Genomic DNA, 20833 nt, shown 5'->3' with positions numbered 1-20833 from the left:
CTTTCCGTGCGAACTGCGGCGAATAAAGAGAAAACGGCTTTGCTTGCTCCGTACTACCGAAAGCCGTTCGGACTGGTGGCCCGCTTTCGCCGACCGATTCCCATTACCCGCCCGCGACGCGTTACGCCAACCCCTTTGTGAGCATTTTTGACACTGCAGTCTAGTGCTTTAAGCAGAAATTATGCCAGGTTCTGGAACGAAAAAATGCCGCGATCCATTCAAGGACGCGGCATTGTTTCAAAACGGTTTAATAAAAGCCGGATTTTATGCCGGCTTAATATCAGCCATCAATGGATTACGACTTGTCGAGACCATAGACGGCGTGCAGCGTGCGCACGGCCAATTCGGCATAAGGGCCGTCAATCAGGATCGAGATCTTGATTTCCGACGTCGTGATGGCGCGAATATTGATGCCCTTCTCAGCCAGCGCCTTGAAGGCGGTAGCGGCAACGCCCGCATGGCTGCGCATGCCAATGCCGATCACGGAAATCTTGGCGAGGCCCGTTTCGGACTGAATGTTGTCGAAGCCGATTTCAGCCTTGACCTTGTCGAGAACGCGCAGCGCCTTGTCGATGTCGCCAGTCGGGATCGTGAAGGTCATGTCGGTCTTGGAACCGTCTTCCGACACGTTCTGAACGATCATATCGACATTGATGTGCTCTTCGGCAAGCGGGCCGAAAATGGCTGCCGACACACCCGGCCGGTCGGCCACGCGCCGCAGCGAAATCTGAGCTTCATCTTTCGCAAAGGCGATACCTGTGACGGTCTGCTGTTCCACGATTTCATCCTCGTCGCAAATAAGCGTTCCGGGCGGGTTGATCGGATCACCCATGCCCGGCGCATCGGGGTCCGTAAAGCTCGAGCGCACAAAGGTGCGTACCTTGTGCACCATGGCGAGTTCGACCGAGCGCACTTGCAAAACCTTGGCGCCGAGCGAAGCCATTTCCAGCATTTCTTCGAAGGAAATCTTCGGCAGGCGGCGCGCCTTCGGTTCGATGCGCGGATCGGTCGTGTAGACGCCGTCTACATCGGTATAGATATCGCAGCGATCAGCCTTCACCGCTGCGGCAACAGCCACAGCCGATGTGTCGGAGCCGCCGCGTCCGAGCGTCGCGATGCGGTTATCCGGGCCCAAGCCCTGGAAACCGGCCACAACGGCAACCTGACCCATTTCCATGCGACGGATGATTTCCGAACCGTCGATGTCCTGGATACGAGCCGCGCCATGCGCATTGTCAGTCTTGATTTGAATCTGCCAGCCCTGCCACGAACGCGCATCGACACCAACCGACTGAAGCGCGATGGCCAGAAGGCCGCTCGTCACCTGTTCGCCGGAAGCGACGATGGTGTCATATTCACGCGCATCGTAGAAAGGCGAACTGGCGCCACATACCTTCGGCATGTTCTGCACCCAGTTGACCAGCTCATTGGTCTTGCCGGACATGGCCGAGACGACAACAGCAACCTGATTGCCCGCCTCGACCTCGCGTTTGACGTGGCGCGCCACATTATAGATGCGTTCCAGATCGGCCACCGAAGTGCCGCCGAATTTCATCACGATGCGCGCCATTTAAGGATACGTCCCGCTATTTTGAAAATTACACTCTCACCTGCCCAAACCTTATAATCTTGCGACAGGCAAACCCGGGGTCACATAGCTAATATGTCGCGGTTCCGCAAGGCCGCGATTCGCAAGAACGTCCCGATAGGGTCAGGAATGCCGGAATTTGATTTGCACCTTGACTTTGAGGCGCTACCTTGAGAGCAGGATTGCACGCTTCCGCTCCTGGAGATTGAAATGACCGAGACTGCCCGCACCACCATCGACGCTTCCGAGATCGAGCATTTCTCGCGCATTGCCTCGGAATGGTGGAACCCGCAGGGCAAGTTCCGCCCGCTACACAAATTCAATCCGACGCGTCTTGCCTATATCAAGGAAAAAATCTGCGCCAAGTTCAATCGCGACCCGAATTCGCCGCGCCCCTTCGAAGGACTGCGCCTGCTCGATATCGGTTGCGGCGGCGGTCTTCTCTGCGAACCGATGGCGCGTCTCGGTGCAACCGTGATCGGCGCGGATGCCTCGACCACCAATATCGAGGTTGCGAAAATCCACGCTGCCCAAAGCGGCGTCGAGGTCGATTATCGCGCCACGACAGCGGAGGCTCTGGCCGAGGCTGGCGAGAAATTCGACGTGGTTTTGAACATGGAAGTGGTCGAGCATGTTTCGGACGTAGATCTGTTCATGTCCGCGACCAGCGAAATGGTGAAGCCCGGAGGACTGATGTTCGTCGCTACCATCAACCGCACCCTGAAAGCCTATGGTCTGGCGATCATCGGTGCGGAATATGTGCTGCGCTGGCTGCCGCGCGGCACACATCAATATGAAAAGCTGGTGCGTCCGGAAGAACTCGAATCCGCCCTTGCCAAAGGCGGCCTGCGCCTCATCGACAAGCTGGGCGTGACCTATAATCCGCTTGCCGACAGCTGGAGCCGCTCCCGCGATACGGATGTGAATTACATGGTGCTGGCGGAGCGACCAGAGTAATCAGATTTAACAATCAGCTTTTCTGGGCGCGTGTGGTCATCGCCACGCCGACAGCGATAACGGCTGCTCCAATCCAGGTGAGCAGCGGATAATGCTCGCCCAGAAACAGCGTGCCGGAAATGAGACCGAGCGCTGCGGCAACATATCCGATCTGGCTGAGATAAACCGGTCCGCCCACCGCCTGTAGCCGGAAGAACAGCGCGAACATTCCCGCCGATGCAATCGCCTGCGCTGTTGCGGCCCATGGTGCCAGCGCAAATGTCTCAACCGGAAAACCGCCGGTGAACAGCAGAATGCCCGCAAAGAGCATGATGGCGGAAGCCAGATGACTGCCTGCCGCAAGCTCCGTCGGATCGGAATTTTTCGGCCAGTCCAGCGTACGATAGACATTACCGCAGGCGAGAAATACCGGAATGAGCAAGGCGGCCGCAACCCAGAGCGGATCAGCGGGCTTGCCGACCTCGCCGCGTGTCAACGCCACCAGAATCGCGCCGATAAAGCCGACAACAATGCCGCCAATGCCCAGCGCATTGGGGCGTCGCAAGCCGAAGCCCATTGAAATCACCAGCGTGATAACCGGCGACAGCGTGTACATGATTCCCGTGAAACCAGCACCGAGACGCGGGATCGCCGACAGAATCAGAAGATTGGGCAAGGCATAGGAGATGATTGCCGTGCAGACATAATAGCGTGCGCGTCCGCCGGAAAAGCCGAGGCTCTTTCTCCGCAAAAGCAGAACGGCGAACAGAATCACGCCAGCGCTGGCGGAAAACAGAAAGGTCCACATGGCAGGCGGAATACCTGCCTGCGCAGCGATCTTTCCCAGAGGCAGAATAAGCCCCAGCAGGGTGCCGGTGGCCAGAAGCAGAAAGGAGGCAGACTCCATCAATTTCATGCACCCGGCCTCCCCTGCCGTGCTGTCATGACGAACAGGTGACCTAATTCTGATCTTCTGGAAAGACCGGCAATGGCATCACATCGACACCATCTTCAAGCAGCGAATGCACGTCCTCGCGCGACGCTTCGCCATAGATGCCGCGTTGCTCCGTTTCACCGAAATGGATCTTGCGTGCTTCCTCGGCAAATTTGTCGCCGACATAATCCGCATTGTCGCGGACCTTGCGGCTGAGATCGCGCATTTCTTCGAGAACCTTCTTCTGGGCTTCGCCCAGCGCCATCGCGATCTTTTCCTTAGCCCTTGCCGTGGAGACGGCAGGCGCCATCAGGGCTTTCTGCACCTGATGCGAATTGCAGACCGGACAGGAGACGAATTTCATCTCCGACTGCCGATCGAAATCGGCATTGTCGCGGAACCAGCCCTCGAATTCATGGCCGTTATCGCAATGAAGCGAAAAGCGGATCATGGAGTTATGCATCCTCATTCTGTTTTGCGGTCACCGTCTTGACGGCAAACTCGCGGCCATTCTTCAAATTCGGCACCTTGCCACGCGCCGCAGCGCTTTCGGCAACATCGATATCAGCAACGATCACAGCCGGTTCGTCATGGGCGGCTTCCGCCAGCACCTTGCCCCAGGGCGAAACGATGATCGAATGCCCATAGGTTTCACGACCGTCCTCGTGCAATCCGCCCTGCGCAGCCGAGATCAGGAATGCGCCATTTTCGATAGCGCGCGCACGCTGCAAAATATGCCAGTGCGCCTCGCCGGTCTGCTTGGTGAAGGCCGCAGGCCCGGTAATCACATTGGCGCCAGCCAGCGCCTGTGCACGAAAAAGCTGCGGGAAGCGAATGTCATAGCAGATCGCCATGCCAATATTGGCGAAAGGCAATTCAGCAATGACGGTTTCCTTGCCCGGTTCATAGGTTGCCGATTCGCGCCAGCTTTCGCCATTGTCGAGATCGACATCGAACATATGAATCTTGTCATAGGTGACGAGCTTTTCGCCCGATGGCGTAAACAATCCGGCGCGATTGGCAATCCGGCCATCTCCGGCATCAATGGCCGTAGAACCGATATGCAGGAAGATGCCGTGCTTGGCTGCCAGCACCGAAGCCGCCTTGAAAACAAGGTCGTTGGCTTCGTCACGCAGACTGGCCTTGAACTCCACCCGATCGCGCATCATCGCGCCGGTCATTTCGGGAGATTGCACGTAAGTCGCGCCCTTGGCTGCCGCATCAGCGACGAGTTTCTCCAAAGCCTCGATATTGCGGACAACATCGGTGCCAGAACGCATTTGTAGTGCGGCAGCGCGGAACGTGCTCATCGGTTTCTCCCCCGTTATAAAATTAGTTCAGTTCGCCGGTCTTGAGCAGACCGTCGAGCTTGCCCTGGCCCTCGAGCGCAAAGAGATCGTCGCAGCCGCCGACATGGACGGAACCGACGAAAATCTGCGGGAAGGTGTTGCGGCCCGAACGCTCTTGCATTTCGGCGCGCAGCTCCGGCGTGGCACCTACGTTGATTTCATTGAACTCAACGCCCTTGCGGGTCAGAAGATCGACCGCACGCGAGCAATAAGGGCAGCCGGGGCGGGTATAGATGGTAACGTCAACCATGAAAAACTCCATTCGTTGCCTCACTATATAGTCGGCAACGCTCCGCTCTGGAAGACCCTGTAGGTTTCACGACGGTGTGTGCAGGCTTGTTCTTGCCCGCAAGTTTCAATCGGGCAAAACCCGGCTGAATGTCAGAACATCGACGCTTTTTGCACCGCCGCGCAGCAAGGCGCGCGTTGCCGCCTTTACTGTTGCGCCCGTCGTATAAACATCGTCGATCAGCAGGACACGACGCCCGCGCACATGAATTTCCTGCTCTTTCGGCACACGGAAAGCACCATCCACATTGCGTTTGCGCTCCTTGGAGCCAAGCCCGATCTGCTGCTCGGTGCGACGGATACGGTTCAGGGCTTGCGGCGCAAAGGGAAGCGCGCTCTGCTTTGCCAGCGCCCGCGCCAGCTCGGCAGACTGATTAAAGCGGCGCTGCCAGAAGCGCCAGCGATGCAGCGGCACCGGCAGGATTACATCGCATTCATCCAGCAATTCGCGGCCAGCCCGCTGCATCCAGCGCGCCATCCATGGGGCCAGATCAGTCCTGTCATGGAATTTCAAGGCCACTGCCATACGTTGCGCTGCGCCGCGATGCAGAACCGCCGACCGCAACCGGCGGAACGGCGGCGGATCGGCAATCGCCTCCGCACTCAAGAAGCCGTCACCAAAATCATGACCAAACGGCGCACCCATCACCGGGCAGTAAGGCCGTTCGATAAAGCGCAGCTCAGACCAGCATGTCGGGCACAAAGTTCCGGGTTGCGAGACATGCGCCTTGCAACCCGCACAGCTTGCCGGAAACAGCAGATTGGCGGCCGCAAGCGCCAGATGGCGCGCGGCAAAGCACGCGCCAGCGTAGAGCCTGCGCAAAAAGGTTTGATGCGGTGTATCGTCATCCGCCATTGCATTCGCCCCCGTTCGAATGCATCTATGCCCGCAATTACACTATACGCCGCATAGCAAAAGAAAAGACGGATTTCATGCCTGCCCCCGAAAGCGCGATCTTCGACCGCGATCTACAGCTTGCCTTTCGCCGCCGCGCATTCCGGCGCGCCGAACCGGGTGCCGATTTTCTGTTGCGACGCGTGGCGGAAGACCTTGCGGACCGTCTGGATGCTGTCGAGCGCCGCTTTCCGGTAGCCATTGATCTCGCAGGCCACAATGGTCTTGCAGCAGAGGCCATCGCCTTCTCCGGCAAGGCGGATACCGTTTTGCGCGTGGAGCGGGACGCGGATTTCCTGAAAGGTCCATTTCCGTCAGTCGTCGGTGACGAGGAACTGCTGCCGATCAAACCGGGCAGCGCCGATCTGATCGTATCGCTGATGGCACTGCACGCCACCAATGACACGCCGGGCGCCATGGTGCAGATTGCCCGCGCATTGAAGCCCGACGGGCTTTTTCTGGCGGCGCTCAGCGGCAGCGGCACACTCGGCGAATTGCGTGAAAGCCTGTTGCAAGCGGAAATCGAACTGACCGGTGGCGCATCGCCACGCGTTTTTCCGTTTGCGGATGTGCGCGATGTCGGCGGTCTGTTGCAGCGCGCCGGCTTTGCACTGCCGGTGACGGACGTGGAAAACGTGACGGTGCGCTATGATTCCCTGTTCAACCTGATGGCAGATTTGCGCGCCATGGGCATGCAGAACATCGTGNCCGTCCGGTATCGAAACGGCTGTTCTTGCGGGCGGCGGAAATCTACGCGGAACGCTTCAGCGATCCCGATGGACGCATCCGCGCGACATTCTCGATCATCTGGCTATCCGGATGGGCGCCGCATGAATCGCAGCAAAAGCCGCTCAAGCCCGGTTCCGCCAAAGCGTCGCTGGCCGATGCGCTGAAGAAAGCGGAAGAAGAATAGACCTACGCGATAGCTGCAAATTCACGGAGAATGCAGCTGTTGTGTCAGCAGTCGCCGCGATGACTTCCGTCCACATCGATGACGCAAACCGAACTCGGGTTGGGCTGTAACACGCTCTTGCGCACGGTATAGGTCTGAACAGCACCATGGGGCTGGTTGCCTGCATCGCGCTTGATGGAGCCGGTCATCGTCCGGTCGATGCCAGCAGGCAGAACGGACTGGGCCGCAACCTTGGCTGCCTGTTCGTTGAGGATCGGAACAATAATCAGCGCCATCGCCGCAGCGGCAGAACCAAACAACAACACGAGACGCAGGAAACCACGCCCCGCTTTCGTCAAAGTGGTGGGCGCATATTCGTTGTGATCGGCACTGAAATAATTGTTGTCGAAACTCATGATACTAGACTCCGGAGCGGCTCCCATTCGAGAATGCCGCAACGGAGTGAATCAGAGATTAACCGACTGCCTTAATCGTAAGAAATTGTCAGCTTTTTCACAGCTGTTGATAAGCAATCCGGATTTTCGAAAACTAAAGAAGATCGATGAGGAACGGGATCAAGGGTTCATCCGCTGGTGGCATCGGATAATCGCGCATATCCTTCGGGCGAACCCATTTCAGCGCCTGCCCTTCCAGACCCCGCGCAATGCCTTCAAAACGACGGCAGACATAAAGCGGCATCAGCAGATGAAAATCATCATAGGTGTGGCTCGCAAAGGTCAAAGGCGCGAGGCAGGCAACCTTGGTCGTGATGCCGATTTCTTCCTGCAATTCACGGATCAGCGTTTCCTCGGGCGTTTCACCCGGCTCGACCTTGCCGCCGGGAAACTCCCACAGGCCCGCGAGCTGCTTGCCTTCCGGGCGCTGCGCCAACAGCACCCGCCCATCGGAATCCACCAGCGCACAGGCTGCAACGAGAAGAATGCGGCGGCTCTTCACTTCGCTCATTTCTCGTTGCTCTCCCGATAGGCGTAACGATAGGCTTCCTGAAAGCCGAAGCGTTTATAAAGCGCGAGACCGGCAACATTTTGCGCCTCGATCTGTAGCCATGCAGTCTTTGCGCCAAGCTTCGCCGCCCATTTGAGCGCCGAGCCGACGACACTGTGGCCGTAGCCTTTGCGGCGAGCGGCAGGCAAGGTGCCGACATCGAACAATCCGGCCATGACGCCATCCTGCACGCACAGCACATCGGACACCGCACGTCCGCCTTCCTCCAGCACCAACATGCCCTTGTTCGGGCGAATACCGTCCAGAATTTCTGACATGCCGGGGCGCATCTCTTCCGGACGCTCGTGAATGGACAAGGACGCGTCAACAAAACGGCCAATGTCTTTCAGCGGAATCTGGTCGATTTCACCCGACAAGTCAGTCTCGGCCAGATTGCAGGTCATGACGATGGTTTCGTCCTGCCGCTTCCAGCCTAGCCCTTCGAGATAATTTTCAAGTTCGACAGGCGCGAGTGGCGAAAGCCGGAAACAAGGCACACGGCCATAAGCACGGAAACGCTGCGCCGCCAGCTCCACGCGGGTTGGAATATCCCGCGTGTCACCCGGATCGAGCGGATTGATCGAGTTCAAACGCTTGGAGGAATGCGCTGCCGTCATGCGGATCGCCCATGTTCCGTCGTAATGAACCGACGTGGCAGGCCAGGCGCGGAAACCTACGGCTTCGAGCTGGCGGACAATGGCAAGACTTGGTTTGGTCATCGGAATTCCTGAAAGCATTACAACATCTATCGGCTGGGGCCCAAGGCCTCAGCTTCGGTAGTCGCCGTTGATCGCCACATACTCCTTGGTGAGATCGCAGGTCCAGACAGTGGCTTCGCCGCGACCAATGCCGAGATCGACATGGATGCGGATATCCTCGCCCTTCATATAGGCGGAGGTCGCCTGTTCGGAATAAGCAGGATCGCGCTCGCCCTGATAGGCAACGCGAATATCGCCGAACGAAATGGCGAGCTTGTCGCGATCCGCCGGTTCACCGGCCTTGCCCACGGCCATCACAACACGACCCCAATTGGCGTCTTCACCCGCCACAGCGGTCTTGACCAGCGGCGAATTGGCGATGGAAAACGCGATCTTCTTGGCGGAAGCCGACGACTTGGCACCCGTCACTTCGATTTCGATCATCTTGCGTGCGCCTTCACCGTCACGCACCACCTGCAAGGCCAGCGACTTCAGAACGCGCTTCAGCGCCTTCTTGAATTCCTTCAGGCGCTTGTCGGAGACATCTGTAATCTTCGGCGCACCACGACCAGCTGCAGCACCGGTTGCAAACAGCATCAGCGTATCAGAGGTGGAGGTGTCGCTATCGACAGTCACCGCGTTGAAGCTCTTGTTCGCGCCTTTGGACAAAAGGCTTTGCAGCACATCGGCCTTGATCGGCGCATCGGTCACGATGAAGGACAGCATGGTGGCCATGTCCGGCGCAATCATGCCAGCGCCCTTGGCGATACCGTTGATCGTGACGGGAACCTTGCCCAGCAGCACCGTTTCGGTGGCGACCTTCGGATAGGTGTCCGTGGTCATGATGGCCTTGGCGGCCTCGGTCCAGAAATCCTCGACCGCATCCTTGTTCATGTCGCCGAGCAGATGAGAGAATTTGCTCGCATCGAGCGGCTCGCCGATCACACCGGTCGAAGCCAGGAACACATCGGTCGTGCTGCAGCCGACGGCCTTTGAGGTAGCTTCCGCCGTCGCCTCGGTTGCGGCCTTGCCTTTCACGCCGGTAAAGGCATTGGCATTGCCCGAATTGACCACGACAGCACGCGCCTTGCCGTGAACGAGGTTCTTGCGGCAGAAATCGACCGGCGCCGACGGGCAGAGCGAACGGGTGAACACGCCTGCGGCTTCCGCCGGACGGTCGAACACCATCAGCATCACATCGGTCCGCCCCTTATATTTGATACCGGCAGCGGCAGTAGCAATACGCACACCGTCGATGGCAGGCATGGACGGGTAATGTTTTGGAGCGAGCGGAGAAACGGACGCAGACATGAGTGCCTCAAAAGGGGTCGGTTCAGGGTGTTCGGTTCGATGGTTCATCGATAGTCTTGATTCTGGCGCATTGGAAATGTTTGCGGGACAAAATCAAGCAGAAACGGCAGATAGAATGAAAAACGCCCCGGAAGACCGGGGCGTTTAAGTTCTTAAGAAGTTTACTGCTGCGGCTGTTCGCCTTCAGGCGCGTCGCCCGTTTCGCCAGCATCCTGTGCGGCGGCGGCATCCTTCATCGCCTTTTCGACGGCCGGATCCTTGTAGTCGATCTTCATCCCGTCGCGGAGCTTCTTGACCGTTTCGACATAACGCTCACGCAGAATGATCGAACGGATCTGTTCCTTGACCTGATCGAATGCAGGCGGCTGCTTGGTACGGCGGTCTTCGAGCTGAATGACGTGGAAACCGAACTGGGTCTGCACCGGCTCCTTCGTATATTCGCCAGGCTTGAGCGCAAAGGCTGCCTTTTCGAATTCCGGAACCATCTGGCCTTCGGTGAAATAACCGAGATCGCCGCCATTGGCAGCGGAACCGTCCGTGGAGCTTTCCTTGGCCAGATCTTCGAACTTCGCACCACCGGCGAGCTTCTTGATAATGGCTTCGGCTTCTTCCTTCGTCTTCACGAGAATGTGACGCGCACGCACCTCAACCTGAGGCGGCATGGCGGCAATTTCCTTGTCGTAGCGAGCGCGAATATCGGCATCGCTGATCTTGTCGACGATGGCGTCCTTGAAATATTCGTTGTGCAGGGCGCGTTCACGCAGGAAAGCCAGACGGGCTTTGAACTCATCGGTCTGGTCGAGCTTTTCCTTTTCCGCTTCCGCCGACATCGCCTTGATGTCGATCAGTGCGGCCAAGGCTGCCAGACGACGCTGTTCAGCCGGAAGACGGGCAAACTGCGGATCAAGATCGCCAGCGGCCTGATCAACGTCGCCGACAGTGATGTCCTTGCCGTTGACGGTTGCCAGAACCTTTGCCGGATCTTCTTTTTCAGCCGGAGCGGCTGCAGTCTGTGCCGCATCCGCAGGCTTGGGCGCCGCGTCCTGCGCGAACGAGGCCGCGCCGGAGAGGCTTGCGAGGGCAACGGATGCCGCAAGAACAGCGAGAGCCTTGCGATAAGGGGCTTTGAGAATGGCTTTCATATGAGATTCTCTCCTTCGAGACCGCTTACCGGCCCGATGAATGCGGCGGAATTTGGCCCGGATACCGCCACCCTGTCACGAAAGAGCGGGATTTCCGGCCTGTTGAGCAACGTTGACATCGCCCTAAGCCCCACTTATCTGTCCTTCGGCTTTGCGTCCAGAGTGTTTCCAGCGATACCCTGCAAATCTGCCGGGGTTTGGACGCTCGGCGAGTAGCGGGGGGAAATTGCGCCAAAATTGCGCCTTGAAGGGCTGCTTTAGCGGTGTACTTTTCTTGCATTTGTTTCAATACGCGTGAATAAAGCATTCGACATTGCCGGAAGCGCTTCCGGCTGAACGGACAGGAAAGGACCAGAGATGGTCAGCTTTGGCGGCCTCGCCCGCAAGATATTCGGTTCATCCAACGACCGCCAGGTAAAGACCCTGCGTCAGCGTGCGGAGCAAATTACCGCGCTTGAGAAGAATTACGAAACGCTCACCAATGAGCAGCTTCAGGCCAAGACCGCCGAATTCCGCGCCGCACTGGCTGAAGGAAAGACGCTCGACGCCATTCTGCCCGACGCTTTTGCGACCGCGCGTGAAGCCGCCAAGCGCATATTGGGCATGCGTCCCTTCGATGTGCAGCTGATCGGCGGCATGGTGCTGCATGAACGCGGCATCGCCGAAATGCGCACCGGTGAAGGCAAGACGCTGATGGCAACCCTGCCCGTCTACCTCAACGCGATTGAAGGCAAGGGCGTTCATGTCGTGACGGTCAACGACTACCTCGCCACCCGCGATGCGGAGACGATGGGTCGTCTTTACAATTTCCTCGGCCTGACGGTCGGCGTCATCAAGCACGGTCTGGACGACGATGAGCGTCGCGAGGCCTATGCCTGCGACATCACATACGGCACCAATAACGAACTCGGCTTCGATTATCTGCGCGATAACATGAAGTATGAGCGCGCCCAGATGGTGCAGCGCCCGCACAATTACGCCATCGTCGACGAAGTGGATTCGATCCTCATCGACGAAGCGCGCACCCCGCTGATCATTTCCGGCCCGCTGGAAGATCGTTCGGAGTTTTACAACCTCATCGACACCTTCATTCCGCCGCTGGCAGAAGAAGATTACGAAGTCGACGAAAAGCAGAAGACCGCTATCTTCACCGAAGTCGGCACCGAAAAGGTCGAGCAGCTTCTGGAAGCCGCAGGTCATCTGAAGGGTGAAAGCCTCTACGACATCGAGAATGTCGCCGTGGTTCACCATCTGAACAATGCGTTGCGCGCTCACAAGCTGTTCCAGCGCGACAAGGACTATATCGTCCGCAACGACGAAATCGTCATCATCGACGAATTCACCGGTCGCATGATGCCGGGCCGCCGTTATTCGGAAGGCCTGCACCAGGCACTGGAAGCCAAGGAACATGTGACGATCCAGCCGGAAAACCAGACGCTGGCCTCGATCACCTTCCAGAACTATTTCCGCATGTATAACAAGCTCTCCGGCATGACCGGTACGGCTGCCACCGAAGCGGAAGAGTTCGGCAATATTTACGGTCTCGAAGTTCTCGAAATCCCGACCAACCTGCCTGTGCAGCGTATCGACGAGGACGACGAGGTTTACCGCACCGTCGAAGAGAAATACAAAGCCATCGTTCGCGATATTCGTGCATCGCACGAAAAGGGTCAGCCGATCCTCGTCGGCACGACCTCGATCGAAAAGTCGGAACTTCTGGCCGAGCGTCTGCGCAAGGAAGGCATCAAGGACTTCCAGGTCCTGAACGCCCGCTATCACGAGCAGGAAGCTTACATCATCGCACAGGCCGGCGTGCCGGGCACCGTCACCATCGCCACCAACATGGCTGGTCGCGGTACCGACATCCAGCTCGGCGGCAATCTGGAAATGCGCGTTCGTCAGGAACTGGCCGATATTCCGGAAGGTGCGGAACGCGAAGCCAAGATCGCCGAGATCAAGGCCGATATTGCACAGCTGAAAGAAAAGGCGCTTGCCGCAGGCGGACTTTATGTTCTCGCCACCGAGCGCCACGAAAGCCGTCGTATCGACAACCAGCTGCGTGGCCGTTCCGGCCGTCAGGGCGATCCGGGCCGTTCCAAGTTCTTCCTGTCGTTGCAGGACGACCTGATGCGCATCTTCGGCTCCGACCGTATGGACGGCATGCTGCAGAAGCTCGGTCTGAAGGAAGACGAAGCCATCGTCCATCCCTGGATCAACAAGGCGCTCGAAAAGGCTCAGAAGAAGGTCGAAGCACGCAACTTCGAAATTCGTAAGAACCTGCTCAAGTACGACGACGTGATGAACGATCAGCGCAAGGTGATCTTCGAACAACGTCTGGAAATGATGGACGAGCCGGACCTGACCGAAACGGTCGCAGAAATGCGCCATGAGGTTATCGAGGACATCGTCGCCCTGCGTATCCCCAAGGACGCCTATGCGGAAAAGTGGGATATTGCCAGCCTGAAGGAAGATGTCGTCACCAAGCTCAATCTCGACCTGCCGGTCGAGGAATGGGCCAAGGAAGAAGGCATCGCCGAAGAAGAGTTCGAGAACCGCATCAAGGAAGCCGCCGACAAGGCCGCTGCCGACCGCGCCGAACGCTTCGGACCGCAGATCATGACCTATGTTGAAAAGTCGGTCATCATGCAGTCGCTCGACAATCTGTGGCGCGAGCATCTGGTCAATCTCGACCATCTGCGCTCGGTCGTCGGCTTCCGCGGTTATGCCCAGCGCGACCCGCTGAACGAATACAAGACTGAAGCCTTCGAACTGTTCCAGTCCATGCTGTCGAACCTGCGCGAAGTGGTTATCTCGCAGTTGATGCGCGTTGAAATCGTCCGCGAGGCACCGCAGGAGCCGGAATTGCCGGTCATGCAAGGCCGCCACATTGACGAGACGACGGGGCAGAACGATTTCGACGATGCCGCCTGGACCGATCATCAGCACGATGAGCGCGTTGTCCCGGCAGCTGACCGCGATCCAGCCGACCCCCGCACATGGGGCAAGGTTAGTCGCAACGAGACCTGCCCGTGTGGATCAGGCAAGAAATACAAGCACTGCCACGGTGCTTTCGAATAAGACGAATGACAAAAACCCCGGCGCTTATCACGCCGGGGTTTTTCTTTGCACTCGTCCCCGCAGGCGGGAAGACCGGTGCAGCAACATTGTAATCTCACAAGACATGCTATAGCAGCCAAGAATACTGGCCCGCATCCATAACGGCGCAGATAAACCTGCTTTGCCATCTTTAAGCAGATGCTTTAATTAGACAGTAAGCATATACGATCGGGATTTAGGAAATACTCACCATTCTTGCAGTTTCCGCGCCAAATCTTTCGCTGGATTTTTCCTTTTTCCCTTTTTAAAGGACTCCCATCTAATGTCCGCTCATCCGCCTCTCATCAGGCAGATGCAAGAATTCGAACATATCCCGAAAAACTTGAAACAGGTTTCGGTTAGGATATGCGAGAAAGCAGACAGCAAGACCGGGAAAATCCCGGCGCAAACAAGCGAAACGCTCATTCATAAGGGCGGCGCATAACAGGGTTGGCAAAGACGTGTGGTTTTCGGCAGCTGAAGCAGCGGGCCGGTTTTTACCCGGCACCATCGCGGCCAGACTTCGTCCTGTGACGGAGCGACTGGATTCCGTGCTGACCGACAGCGGTCCGCAGGCCGCTGCGCAGCGCGCATCGCTGGTCGCCTTTTCTGTCCGTGTGGCCAGCGCCGCCATTGCGCTCCTGTCGCAAGTCATCCTTGCCCGCTGGATGGGCGAATTCGAATATGGCATCTTCGTTCTTGTCTGGCTGACGATGATCATCATCGGCGATCTCGCCTGCTTCGGCCTGCACACCACCATCATTCGCTATGTGCCGGAATATGTTCAACGCCAGATGTTCGGTCTGGTGCGTGGCATTCTGTTTACCGGACGCGCATTTGCCTTTGCCTCCGCAACTATCATTGCGCTGATCGGCTCGCTCGCGCTCTGGTTGCTGAAGGATCAAATCTCCAGCTATTATCTGGTGCCATTCATTCTGGGCTTCATCTGCCTGCCCATGATCACGCTCGGCAATATGCTGGACGGCATTGCCCGGTCGCGTACCTGGGTCACCATGGCGCTGACACCAAGCTATATTGTGCGCCCGCTTCTCGTGCTTCTGTTCATGATCGTGGCGCATGTCTCGGGCTTGCCGTCGACCGCTGCAACGGCCCTTGCCGTATCGATTGCCGCAACGTGGATCACCACGGTAGGACAGTTTTTCACGGTCGACCGCTCGCTGCAAAAGAACATTCCCCCCGCAGAGCGCGACCAGCGCCTGCGTGAATGGATGACGGTCGCCTTGCCGATCTTCCTCGTCGAGGGCTTCTTCTTCCTGCTCATCAATGTCGATGTTCTGATGGTCGGTCGCGAGATGGACCCCGAACATGTAGCGATCTATTTCGCCACCACGAAGATCATGGCGCTCGCTCATTTCGTCTATTTCGCTGTGAAAGCCAGCGTGGCGCAGCGTTATTCCGATCTGTTGCACAGCGGTGACCGGCGAGAGTTTGCAAGCTTTGCGCAGGCTTCCGTTCGCTGGACCTTCTGGCCCACACTCGTCCTCGGCATCGTCATCCTGATGGCCGGATATCCGCTGCTGCGGCTGTTCGGCCCGGCCTTCACGACAGGCTATCCGCTCCTGTTCATTCTGATCATCGGCGTGATTGCCCGCTCCAGTGTAGGACCGGCGGAAAGCCTTCTCAACATGTCGGGCAAGCAGAACATCTGCGCCCTGCTCTATGCCGTAACGCTAGCCGTGAATGTCATTCTCAATCTGGTGCTGATCCCACGCTTCGGCCTGACCGGCGCCGCCATTTCGACAGCCATCGCCATGCTGATGGAAGCAACACTGCTTTCGACAGCCGTTTCTCGCACCATGCATATCGCTATGTTCATTCTCATCCCCCGAGATCGAGACAATAGCCCGGAGGGTATTTTGTAATGGCCGCAAAACCTTTGCTTGAAGAATCCGCAGGCGGAAACGCAGCCCGCATCGTTTCGGAACTGTCCGATACAGTTACCGCCATGGATGCCGCCAAGAAGCTGGAGGAAAGCCTTCACAGCCGCGATATCCCACGCAAGCTGGCGATCTACGGTGCGGCAGCTGGTTTCGAGCTGCGCAACGAGCTGGATCACCTGAGCAACCGGACCATCGAGCCGAATGTCTTCTTCAACGCCCGCTTTCTGGCCCCCGCCATGCCACGGCTTGAAGATCGCGAGGTCCGCTTCATGGTCATGCGCGACGAAAACGAAATCCGCAGTCGCCTGCGCTTCGTGATGCCTTACACGATCGAGCGTCCAGGCCTTCCGCTGTCCACCCCAGTCATCCGTGCCTGGTCAACGCCTTTCGGCCCGCAAGGTACACCGCTCATCGACCATGACGACCCTGTCGGCGTGGTGGAGGACCTGTTCGATATTCTGGCGCGCGACCACCTCAAACTGCCCAATGTGCTGGTTTTGCCTGAAATGCGCGCCAATGGCGCTGCGGCAAAGCTCATCCGCTCGGTCGCGGTCGGACGGCAACTGCCGGTCGTCGCCATCGAACAGAAAGAGCGCCCGTTCCTCAAGAGCGACCTCGACGGCGACAGCTACATCCAGCAGGCCATCGGCGGCCAACACCGCCGCGACTACCAGCGTCTGTGGCGGCGTCTTGCCGACAAGGGCGGACTCGCCCACCGCATCTATCGCACCCCGGATGAAGTGCGGCAGTCTTTCGAACATTTTCTTTCGCTGGAAGCCAATGGCTGGAAAGGAAAGCGCGGCACGGCCATGGCAGTGGACCGTTTCCGTGCCGCCTTTGCGCGCGAGGCGGTCAACAATCTCGCTGAACGCGATTGCGTGCGTGTCCACACGCTGGAGCTGGACGGGCGCGTCATCGCCATCCTGACCGTCTTTACCGTTGCGGGTGAGGCATGGACATGGAAAACCGCTTACGACGAAAGCCTTCAGGCTTTTTCGCCCGGCGTTCTGCTCATGATTGAAGTCGCGAAAAGCCATCTCAACGACCCGAATATCCTCAGAACGGATTCCTGCGCCGTGCCGGACCATCCGGTGATGACACGCCTCTTTCAGGAGCGCGAAACCATTGAGACACTGGTGGTTGGTCTGAACCCCGGTGCAGACAGGCTTGCGCGTCAGGCCGCGTCGCAGATCCATCTCTATCAGCGCACCCGCAATCTCGCCCGTATCGTACGCAACCGCATTCGAAGCTTCACGGATCGCAGCTAGAGCTCGTCCCGAAAAGTGCGAAGCAATTTGCGGAGAAGACGCACGTAAGAACAAAACCAGAGCGGTTTCGACGATGCAATCGTACTGATGCCGCTCTGGAACGATGCTTTGCCGGCCATAGAAATAGCGGGCAAGATCAACAGTTTGTGAAAGCTTTCAGGGCGTGTTATCATCGCTTTCGGGAGAGCGCATGACAGGCGGAAGAGGAGGTCCGCACCGGTGCATTTCCAACCTCGCAAGAGGTGCGGAGCGTTCCGGGTCATAACAATCAGGACCGGCTTTCGTCTGGTTCGCAACCGCCATCGCGCCCTCCCATGGGAAGGAGATGCGCTATGGAATATTTCCACTATATCAGCACGCTTGATTACATCCTGCTCGGCTTCATTGCGGTCGTCGTGGTGTGGAACGTGGTTGAACACGGCCTGCGTCACAGATAGGCCATATCGACCCGGCAAGGTCTTGCCGTTGATAGAGTTGCGATCTGATTGCCTGCGAAAACGTTTCGCGTTTTCTGACAGGATATGATGATCGTATCCATGCGGAACTGGATGCCGTGCTTGAGGCACGGCAGCGTAGAATGCTTGACGGCTTCGCGTCACCTCACCGCCGCACCTCCCTGCGAACATGTCACACAGCTATGCTGTGTCACACTTTGGCGCCTTTAGCTCGCAGCTTTACACAGGCCATTCATAACAATCGACATTCCTCGCCAAAACCTGCGCTTGTGGGCAATTGACCTCGTTTCGTTTAGCCGGTATATCCCAACCCGCTGTCCATTCTGGACCATATCAAACTGCTTCGGCAGACCTGTGCGGGTGTGGTGGAACTGGTAGACGCGCCGGACTCAAAATCCGGTTCCGAAAGGAGTGTCGGTTCGATTCCGACCACCCGCACCACTTCCATGCAAATCTCGAATCTATATCGTCCCGCCTCAATCTGTTTGAGGCTAATCGCGCTTTTGCATGTGCCACGATGAGGTTCAGCCTCTCCCTCACCCCATCGGCGGATAATGTTTTCATTTCGTCTGAGCTGGATTGTAAGCGCTGTTTTCAGGCCACGGCTTTGAGATCGTGCGTTGCGGCATAGGCCCAAGGCAGCAGGTCGTCGATCTGGCTATTTGGATGATTGTTGACGATCTTGGTGAGGACGTCTGAGAGATAGGCCAGTGGCTCGACATTGTTGAGCTTTGCCGTCTCGATGAGCGAGGCGATAGTCGCCCAGTGTTCGGCCCCGGCGTCAGAACCGGCAAATAGCGCATTTTTGCGATTGAGGGCAATTGGCCTGATTGACCGTTCGACGACGTTGGAATCGATCTCGATCCGGCCATCGTCGATGAAGCGGGTCAAGCCGTCCCAGCGTGACAAGGCATAGCGGATTGCTTCGGCGAGTTTTGTCTTCTGGCTGATGTAGCCGAGTTGTTCACGCAGCCAGGGAGCGAGGCTGTCGGTAATCGGACGACTTTTTTCCTGACGGGCGACACGACGCTCCTCGTGGGGCCGGCCACGTATCTCTTCTTCGATCCTGTAAAGTTCGCCGATGCGTCGCAGCGCCTCGCTGGCGATGGGTGCCGGACCAGCGGCAGCAAGCTCATAGAAGCGGCGTCGAACGTGGGACCAGCAGAAGGCCAGCGACACGGTGTTCTTTGCCGCGAGCGGGCGATATCCACTGTAGCCGTCTACCTGCAGGATGCCGACGAAGCCGTCGAGATGGGCCATCGGTCGTTCGCCTTTGCGATCTGGCGCATAGACATAGGTGACACCGGGCGGGTCATCGCCCTGCCACGGCCGGTCATCTCGTGCATAAGCCCAAAGCTGGCCGGTCTTGGTTTTGCCACGTCCCGGATCGAGCACCGGGGCCGTCGTCTCGTCGGCGAAGAGCTTGGACGATGACTTCAGATGATCGAGCAGCCGCTGATGGACCGGGCGTAGATGCCAGGCGGCGCGACCGACCCAGTCGGCGAGCGTCGAACGGTCGAGGTCGATGCCCTGACGCTTGTAGATTTGCGCCTGGCGATACAGCGGCAGGTGGTCAGCATATTTAGATACCAGCACCTGGGCGACGGTTGCCTCTGTCGGGATGCCGCCCTCGATCAGCCTTGCCGGGGCCGGAGCCTGGACAACGACTTCTTCACAGGCCCGGCAGGCATACTTCGGGCGGCGCAGCACGAGCACCCGGAATTGGGCGGGCACAAGATCGAGCTTCTCGCTGACATCCTCGCCGATCCGATGCAGGTCGTTGCGGCAGCAGGGGCAGGCATGGTTATCGATATCGACCACGATCTCGACGCGCGGCAGATGCGCTGGCAGTGAACCCCGGTTCGTACGCCGTTTAGCGACCTGCGCCTGGCGCAGAGCAGTCGAGCCTTGTTCCTTCTCTTCCAGCCCGGCAGCCTCGATCTGTTCGGCCTCTTCAAGCCCAAGCAGAAGCTGGTCCTCTGGAAGCGTCTCTGCCCGTCGACCAAAGCGGTGACGCTGTAATTCCTTGATGATCTGCCGCAGGCGGGCATTCTCCGCCTCACGCGAAAGCACCATTGCTTTCAGCGCGTTCAGGTCATCCGGAAGCTCGTCTGCCGTCATCGTCATGGATCGAGAACAGCATATTTTGCCGCTCGGAGCGAGACGCTGAATGGCTCTGATTCAATTGGTCGCGCCCGTTATCCGGCCTTTATCGGCGTGCGCGTTTCGCTCGGCGCATGCACGCGTTTCCAGTCCAATCCTTCGAACAGAGCCGAGAACTGGGCGGCCGTCAGATGCATCACACCGTCTTGCATTCGAGGCCAATGGAACTCGCCATCCTCGATCCGCTTGGCGACCAGGCACACGCCGCTGCCGTCCCAGAAGATCAGCTTGATCCGGTCCGTTCGTTTGGCCCGGAATACGTAGATCGTGCCCGAGAACGGGTCGGCACCCATCTGGGCCTTTACCAATGCCGCCAATCCTTCAGCACCTTTGCGGAAGTCGACAGGCTTGGTGGCGATCATCACTTTTACCGCACCGGACGGGCCAATCACGACTGAGCCTTCAACGCCTGGATGACGGCGGCAATGGTTGCAGCATCGGTGCCAGAGGCAATACGCAGCCAGGCTCCATCAATCCGCAATTCAATGGCCGCCTCCGGAGAAGTTCTTCTTGGCAAACGTGCTTGCCGCGCCCTCTTCGGTTCCGAATTCTCGGGCGACACGACGACTGCTGGTGCAAACATTGGTGCTTGCTCCGGCACCGACAACACATCAAGCGGCTTTCGGGCGAGCCGTCGCCATGTGAACAACTGCTGCGGCGTCAATCCATGCCGCCGCGCCACAGAGCACACCGTGACGCCAGGCTCGCAACTCTCCGCAATGATCTGCGCCTTCTGATCGTCGCTCCATTCGCGACGACGGCCATTGCCTGTGAACACCTCAAACCGGCGTATCGGCTCATCCTTGGATTTAAGCGTAAGTTCTGAAATCGACATATGTCCTAGCCCTCTTTCGAGGTTGAACATCAATGATCAAGCGATGATCCGGAAGGTGGGGTCAGGACAGCGCTTAC

The 20833-nt window shown here is 58.0% G+C and carries 18 protein-coding genes, 1 tRNA gene and 1 pseudogene; 6 read left to right on the top strand and 14 right to left on the bottom strand.

What is annotated here, in order from left to right:
- Positions 1–295 precede the first annotated feature (295 nt).
- The gene (locus ACTJKP_RS22575) at positions 296–1570 is read right to left on the bottom strand and encodes an aspartate kinase (RefSeq protein ID WP_078341023.1); all 1275 of its coding nucleotides are present in this window, start codon (positions 1568–1570) and stop codon (positions 296–298) included.
- Between the two features lie 228 nt (positions 1571–1798).
- Between ACTJKP_RS22575 and ubiG the strand changes: the two genes are divergently transcribed.
- A complete protein-coding gene (ubiG, locus tag ACTJKP_RS22570; RefSeq protein WP_440632254.1) occupies positions 1799–2545 on the top strand; it encodes a bifunctional 2-polyprenyl-6-hydroxyphenol methylase/3-demethylubiquinol 3-O-methyltransferase UbiG in 747 nt (248 codons plus the stop codon).
- A 13-nt stretch (positions 2546–2558) separates the two neighbouring features.
- On the opposite strand, the gene ACTJKP_RS22565 is transcribed toward ubiG, so the two are convergent.
- From ACTJKP_RS22565 to ACTJKP_RS22545, 5 genes are all read right to left on the bottom strand, one after another.
- The gene (locus ACTJKP_RS22565) at positions 2559–3440 is read right to left on the bottom strand and encodes a DMT family transporter (protein WP_440632253.1); all 882 of its coding nucleotides are present in this window, start codon (positions 3438–3440) and stop codon (positions 2559–2561) included.
- Between the two features lie 43 nt (positions 3441–3483).
- A complete protein-coding gene (locus tag ACTJKP_RS22560; protein ID WP_078341026.1) occupies positions 3484–3909 on the bottom strand; it encodes a DUF1178 family protein in 426 nt (141 codons plus the stop codon).
- A 4-nt stretch (positions 3910–3913) separates the two neighbouring features.
- Positions 3914–4768: a carbon-nitrogen hydrolase family protein gene (locus ACTJKP_RS22555; RefSeq protein WP_440632252.1), complete on the bottom strand. Its 855-nt coding sequence runs from the start codon at positions 4766–4768 to the stop codon at positions 3914–3916.
- A 22-nt stretch (positions 4769–4790) separates the two neighbouring features.
- Positions 4791–5057 carry a glutaredoxin 3 gene (grxC, locus tag ACTJKP_RS22550; RefSeq protein ID WP_440632251.1) on the bottom strand — a complete coding sequence of 89 codons (267 nt, stop codon included), beginning with the start codon at positions 5055–5057 and terminating at the stop codon, positions 4791–4793.
- Between the two features lie 105 nt (positions 5058–5162).
- Positions 5163–5951 carry a ComF family protein gene (locus ACTJKP_RS22545; protein ID WP_440632250.1) on the bottom strand — a complete coding sequence of 263 codons (789 nt, stop codon included), beginning with the start codon at positions 5949–5951 and terminating at the stop codon, positions 5163–5165.
- A 77-nt stretch (positions 5952–6028) separates the two neighbouring features.
- Here ACTJKP_RS22545 and ACTJKP_RS22540 point away from each other — a divergent pair.
- Positions 6029–6903 (top strand): annotated as a pseudogene (locus ACTJKP_RS22540) (methyltransferase domain-containing protein).
- 44 nt (positions 6904–6947) lie between these two features.
- Here the strand turns inward: ACTJKP_RS22540 and ACTJKP_RS22535 are convergent.
- The 5 genes from ACTJKP_RS22535 to ACTJKP_RS22515 form a co-directional block, all read right to left on the bottom strand.
- Positions 6948–7298 carry a hypothetical protein gene (locus tag ACTJKP_RS22535; RefSeq protein WP_440632249.1) on the bottom strand — a complete coding sequence of 117 codons (351 nt, stop codon included), beginning with the start codon at positions 7296–7298 and terminating at the stop codon, positions 6948–6950.
- Positions 7299–7431: 133 nt separating this feature from the next.
- Positions 7432–7848 carry an 8-oxo-dGTP diphosphatase MutT gene (gene mutT, locus ACTJKP_RS22530; RefSeq protein ID WP_078341032.1) on the bottom strand — a complete coding sequence of 139 codons (417 nt, stop codon included), beginning with the start codon at positions 7846–7848 and terminating at the stop codon, positions 7432–7434.
- Positions 7845–8606, bottom strand: a complete 762-nt coding sequence (locus ACTJKP_RS22525) for a GNAT family N-acetyltransferase (protein ID WP_440632248.1) — start codon at positions 8604–8606, stop codon at positions 7845–7847. Before ACTJKP_RS22525 ends, mutT begins: the two co-directional genes overlap by 4 nt.
- A 48-nt stretch (positions 8607–8654) precedes the next feature.
- Positions 8655–9896, bottom strand: a complete 1242-nt coding sequence (argJ, locus tag ACTJKP_RS22520; RefSeq protein ID WP_440632247.1) for a bifunctional glutamate N-acetyltransferase/amino-acid acetyltransferase ArgJ — start codon at positions 9894–9896, stop codon at positions 8655–8657.
- A 161-nt stretch (positions 9897–10057) separates the two neighbouring features.
- Entirely contained in the window at positions 10058–11038 is a 981-nt protein-coding gene (locus ACTJKP_RS22515) for a peptidylprolyl isomerase (protein ID WP_113534766.1), read from the bottom strand.
- A gap of 357 nt (positions 11039–11395) precedes the next feature.
- Here ACTJKP_RS22515 and secA point away from each other — a divergent pair, with 357 nt between their 5' ends.
- From secA to ACTJKP_RS22495, 4 genes are all read left to right on the top strand, one after another.
- A complete protein-coding gene (gene secA / locus ACTJKP_RS22510; RefSeq protein ID WP_440632246.1) occupies positions 11396–14116 on the top strand; it encodes a preprotein translocase subunit SecA in 2721 nt (906 codons plus the stop codon).
- Between the two features lie 479 nt (positions 14117–14595).
- Positions 14596–16017, top strand: coding sequence for a lipopolysaccharide biosynthesis protein (locus tag ACTJKP_RS22505; RefSeq protein WP_440632245.1), 1422 nt, complete (start codon positions 14596–14598; stop codon positions 16015–16017).
- Positions 16017–17303 carry a type IV secretion system effector crotonyl transferase BspF gene (gene bspF / locus ACTJKP_RS22500; protein ID WP_440632244.1) on the top strand — a complete coding sequence of 429 codons (1287 nt, stop codon included), beginning with the start codon at positions 16017–16019 and terminating at the stop codon, positions 17301–17303. Before ACTJKP_RS22505 ends, bspF begins: the two co-directional genes overlap by 1 nt.
- An 811-nt stretch (positions 17304–18114) precedes the next feature.
- Positions 18115–18199, top strand: a tRNA-Leu gene (locus ACTJKP_RS22495).
- 153 nt (positions 18200–18352) lie between these two features.
- Here ACTJKP_RS22495 and tnpC read toward each other — a convergent pair.
- The 3 genes from tnpC to tnpA form a co-directional block, all read right to left on the bottom strand.
- Positions 18353–19885 carry an IS66 family transposase gene (gene tnpC, locus ACTJKP_RS22490; RefSeq protein WP_121539677.1) on the bottom strand — a complete coding sequence of 511 codons (1533 nt, stop codon included), beginning with the start codon at positions 19883–19885 and terminating at the stop codon, positions 18353–18355.
- 71 nt (positions 19886–19956) lie between these two features.
- A complete protein-coding gene (gene tnpB / locus ACTJKP_RS22485; RefSeq protein ID WP_109366349.1) occupies positions 19957–20313 on the bottom strand; it encodes an IS66 family insertion sequence element accessory protein TnpB in 357 nt (118 codons plus the stop codon).
- Entirely contained in the window at positions 20310–20756 is a 447-nt protein-coding gene (tnpA, locus tag ACTJKP_RS22480) for an IS66-like element accessory protein TnpA (protein ID WP_181375986.1), read from the bottom strand. Before tnpA ends, tnpB begins: the two co-directional genes overlap by 4 nt.
- Between the last annotated feature and the right edge of the window lie 77 nt (positions 20757–20833).

This window comes from Brucella sp. 22210 (genome assembly GCF_052045675.1).
Taxonomy (GTDB): Bacteria; Pseudomonadota; Alphaproteobacteria; order Rhizobiales; family Rhizobiaceae; genus Brucella.
This window is presented reverse-complemented; position numbering and strand designations above follow the sequence as displayed.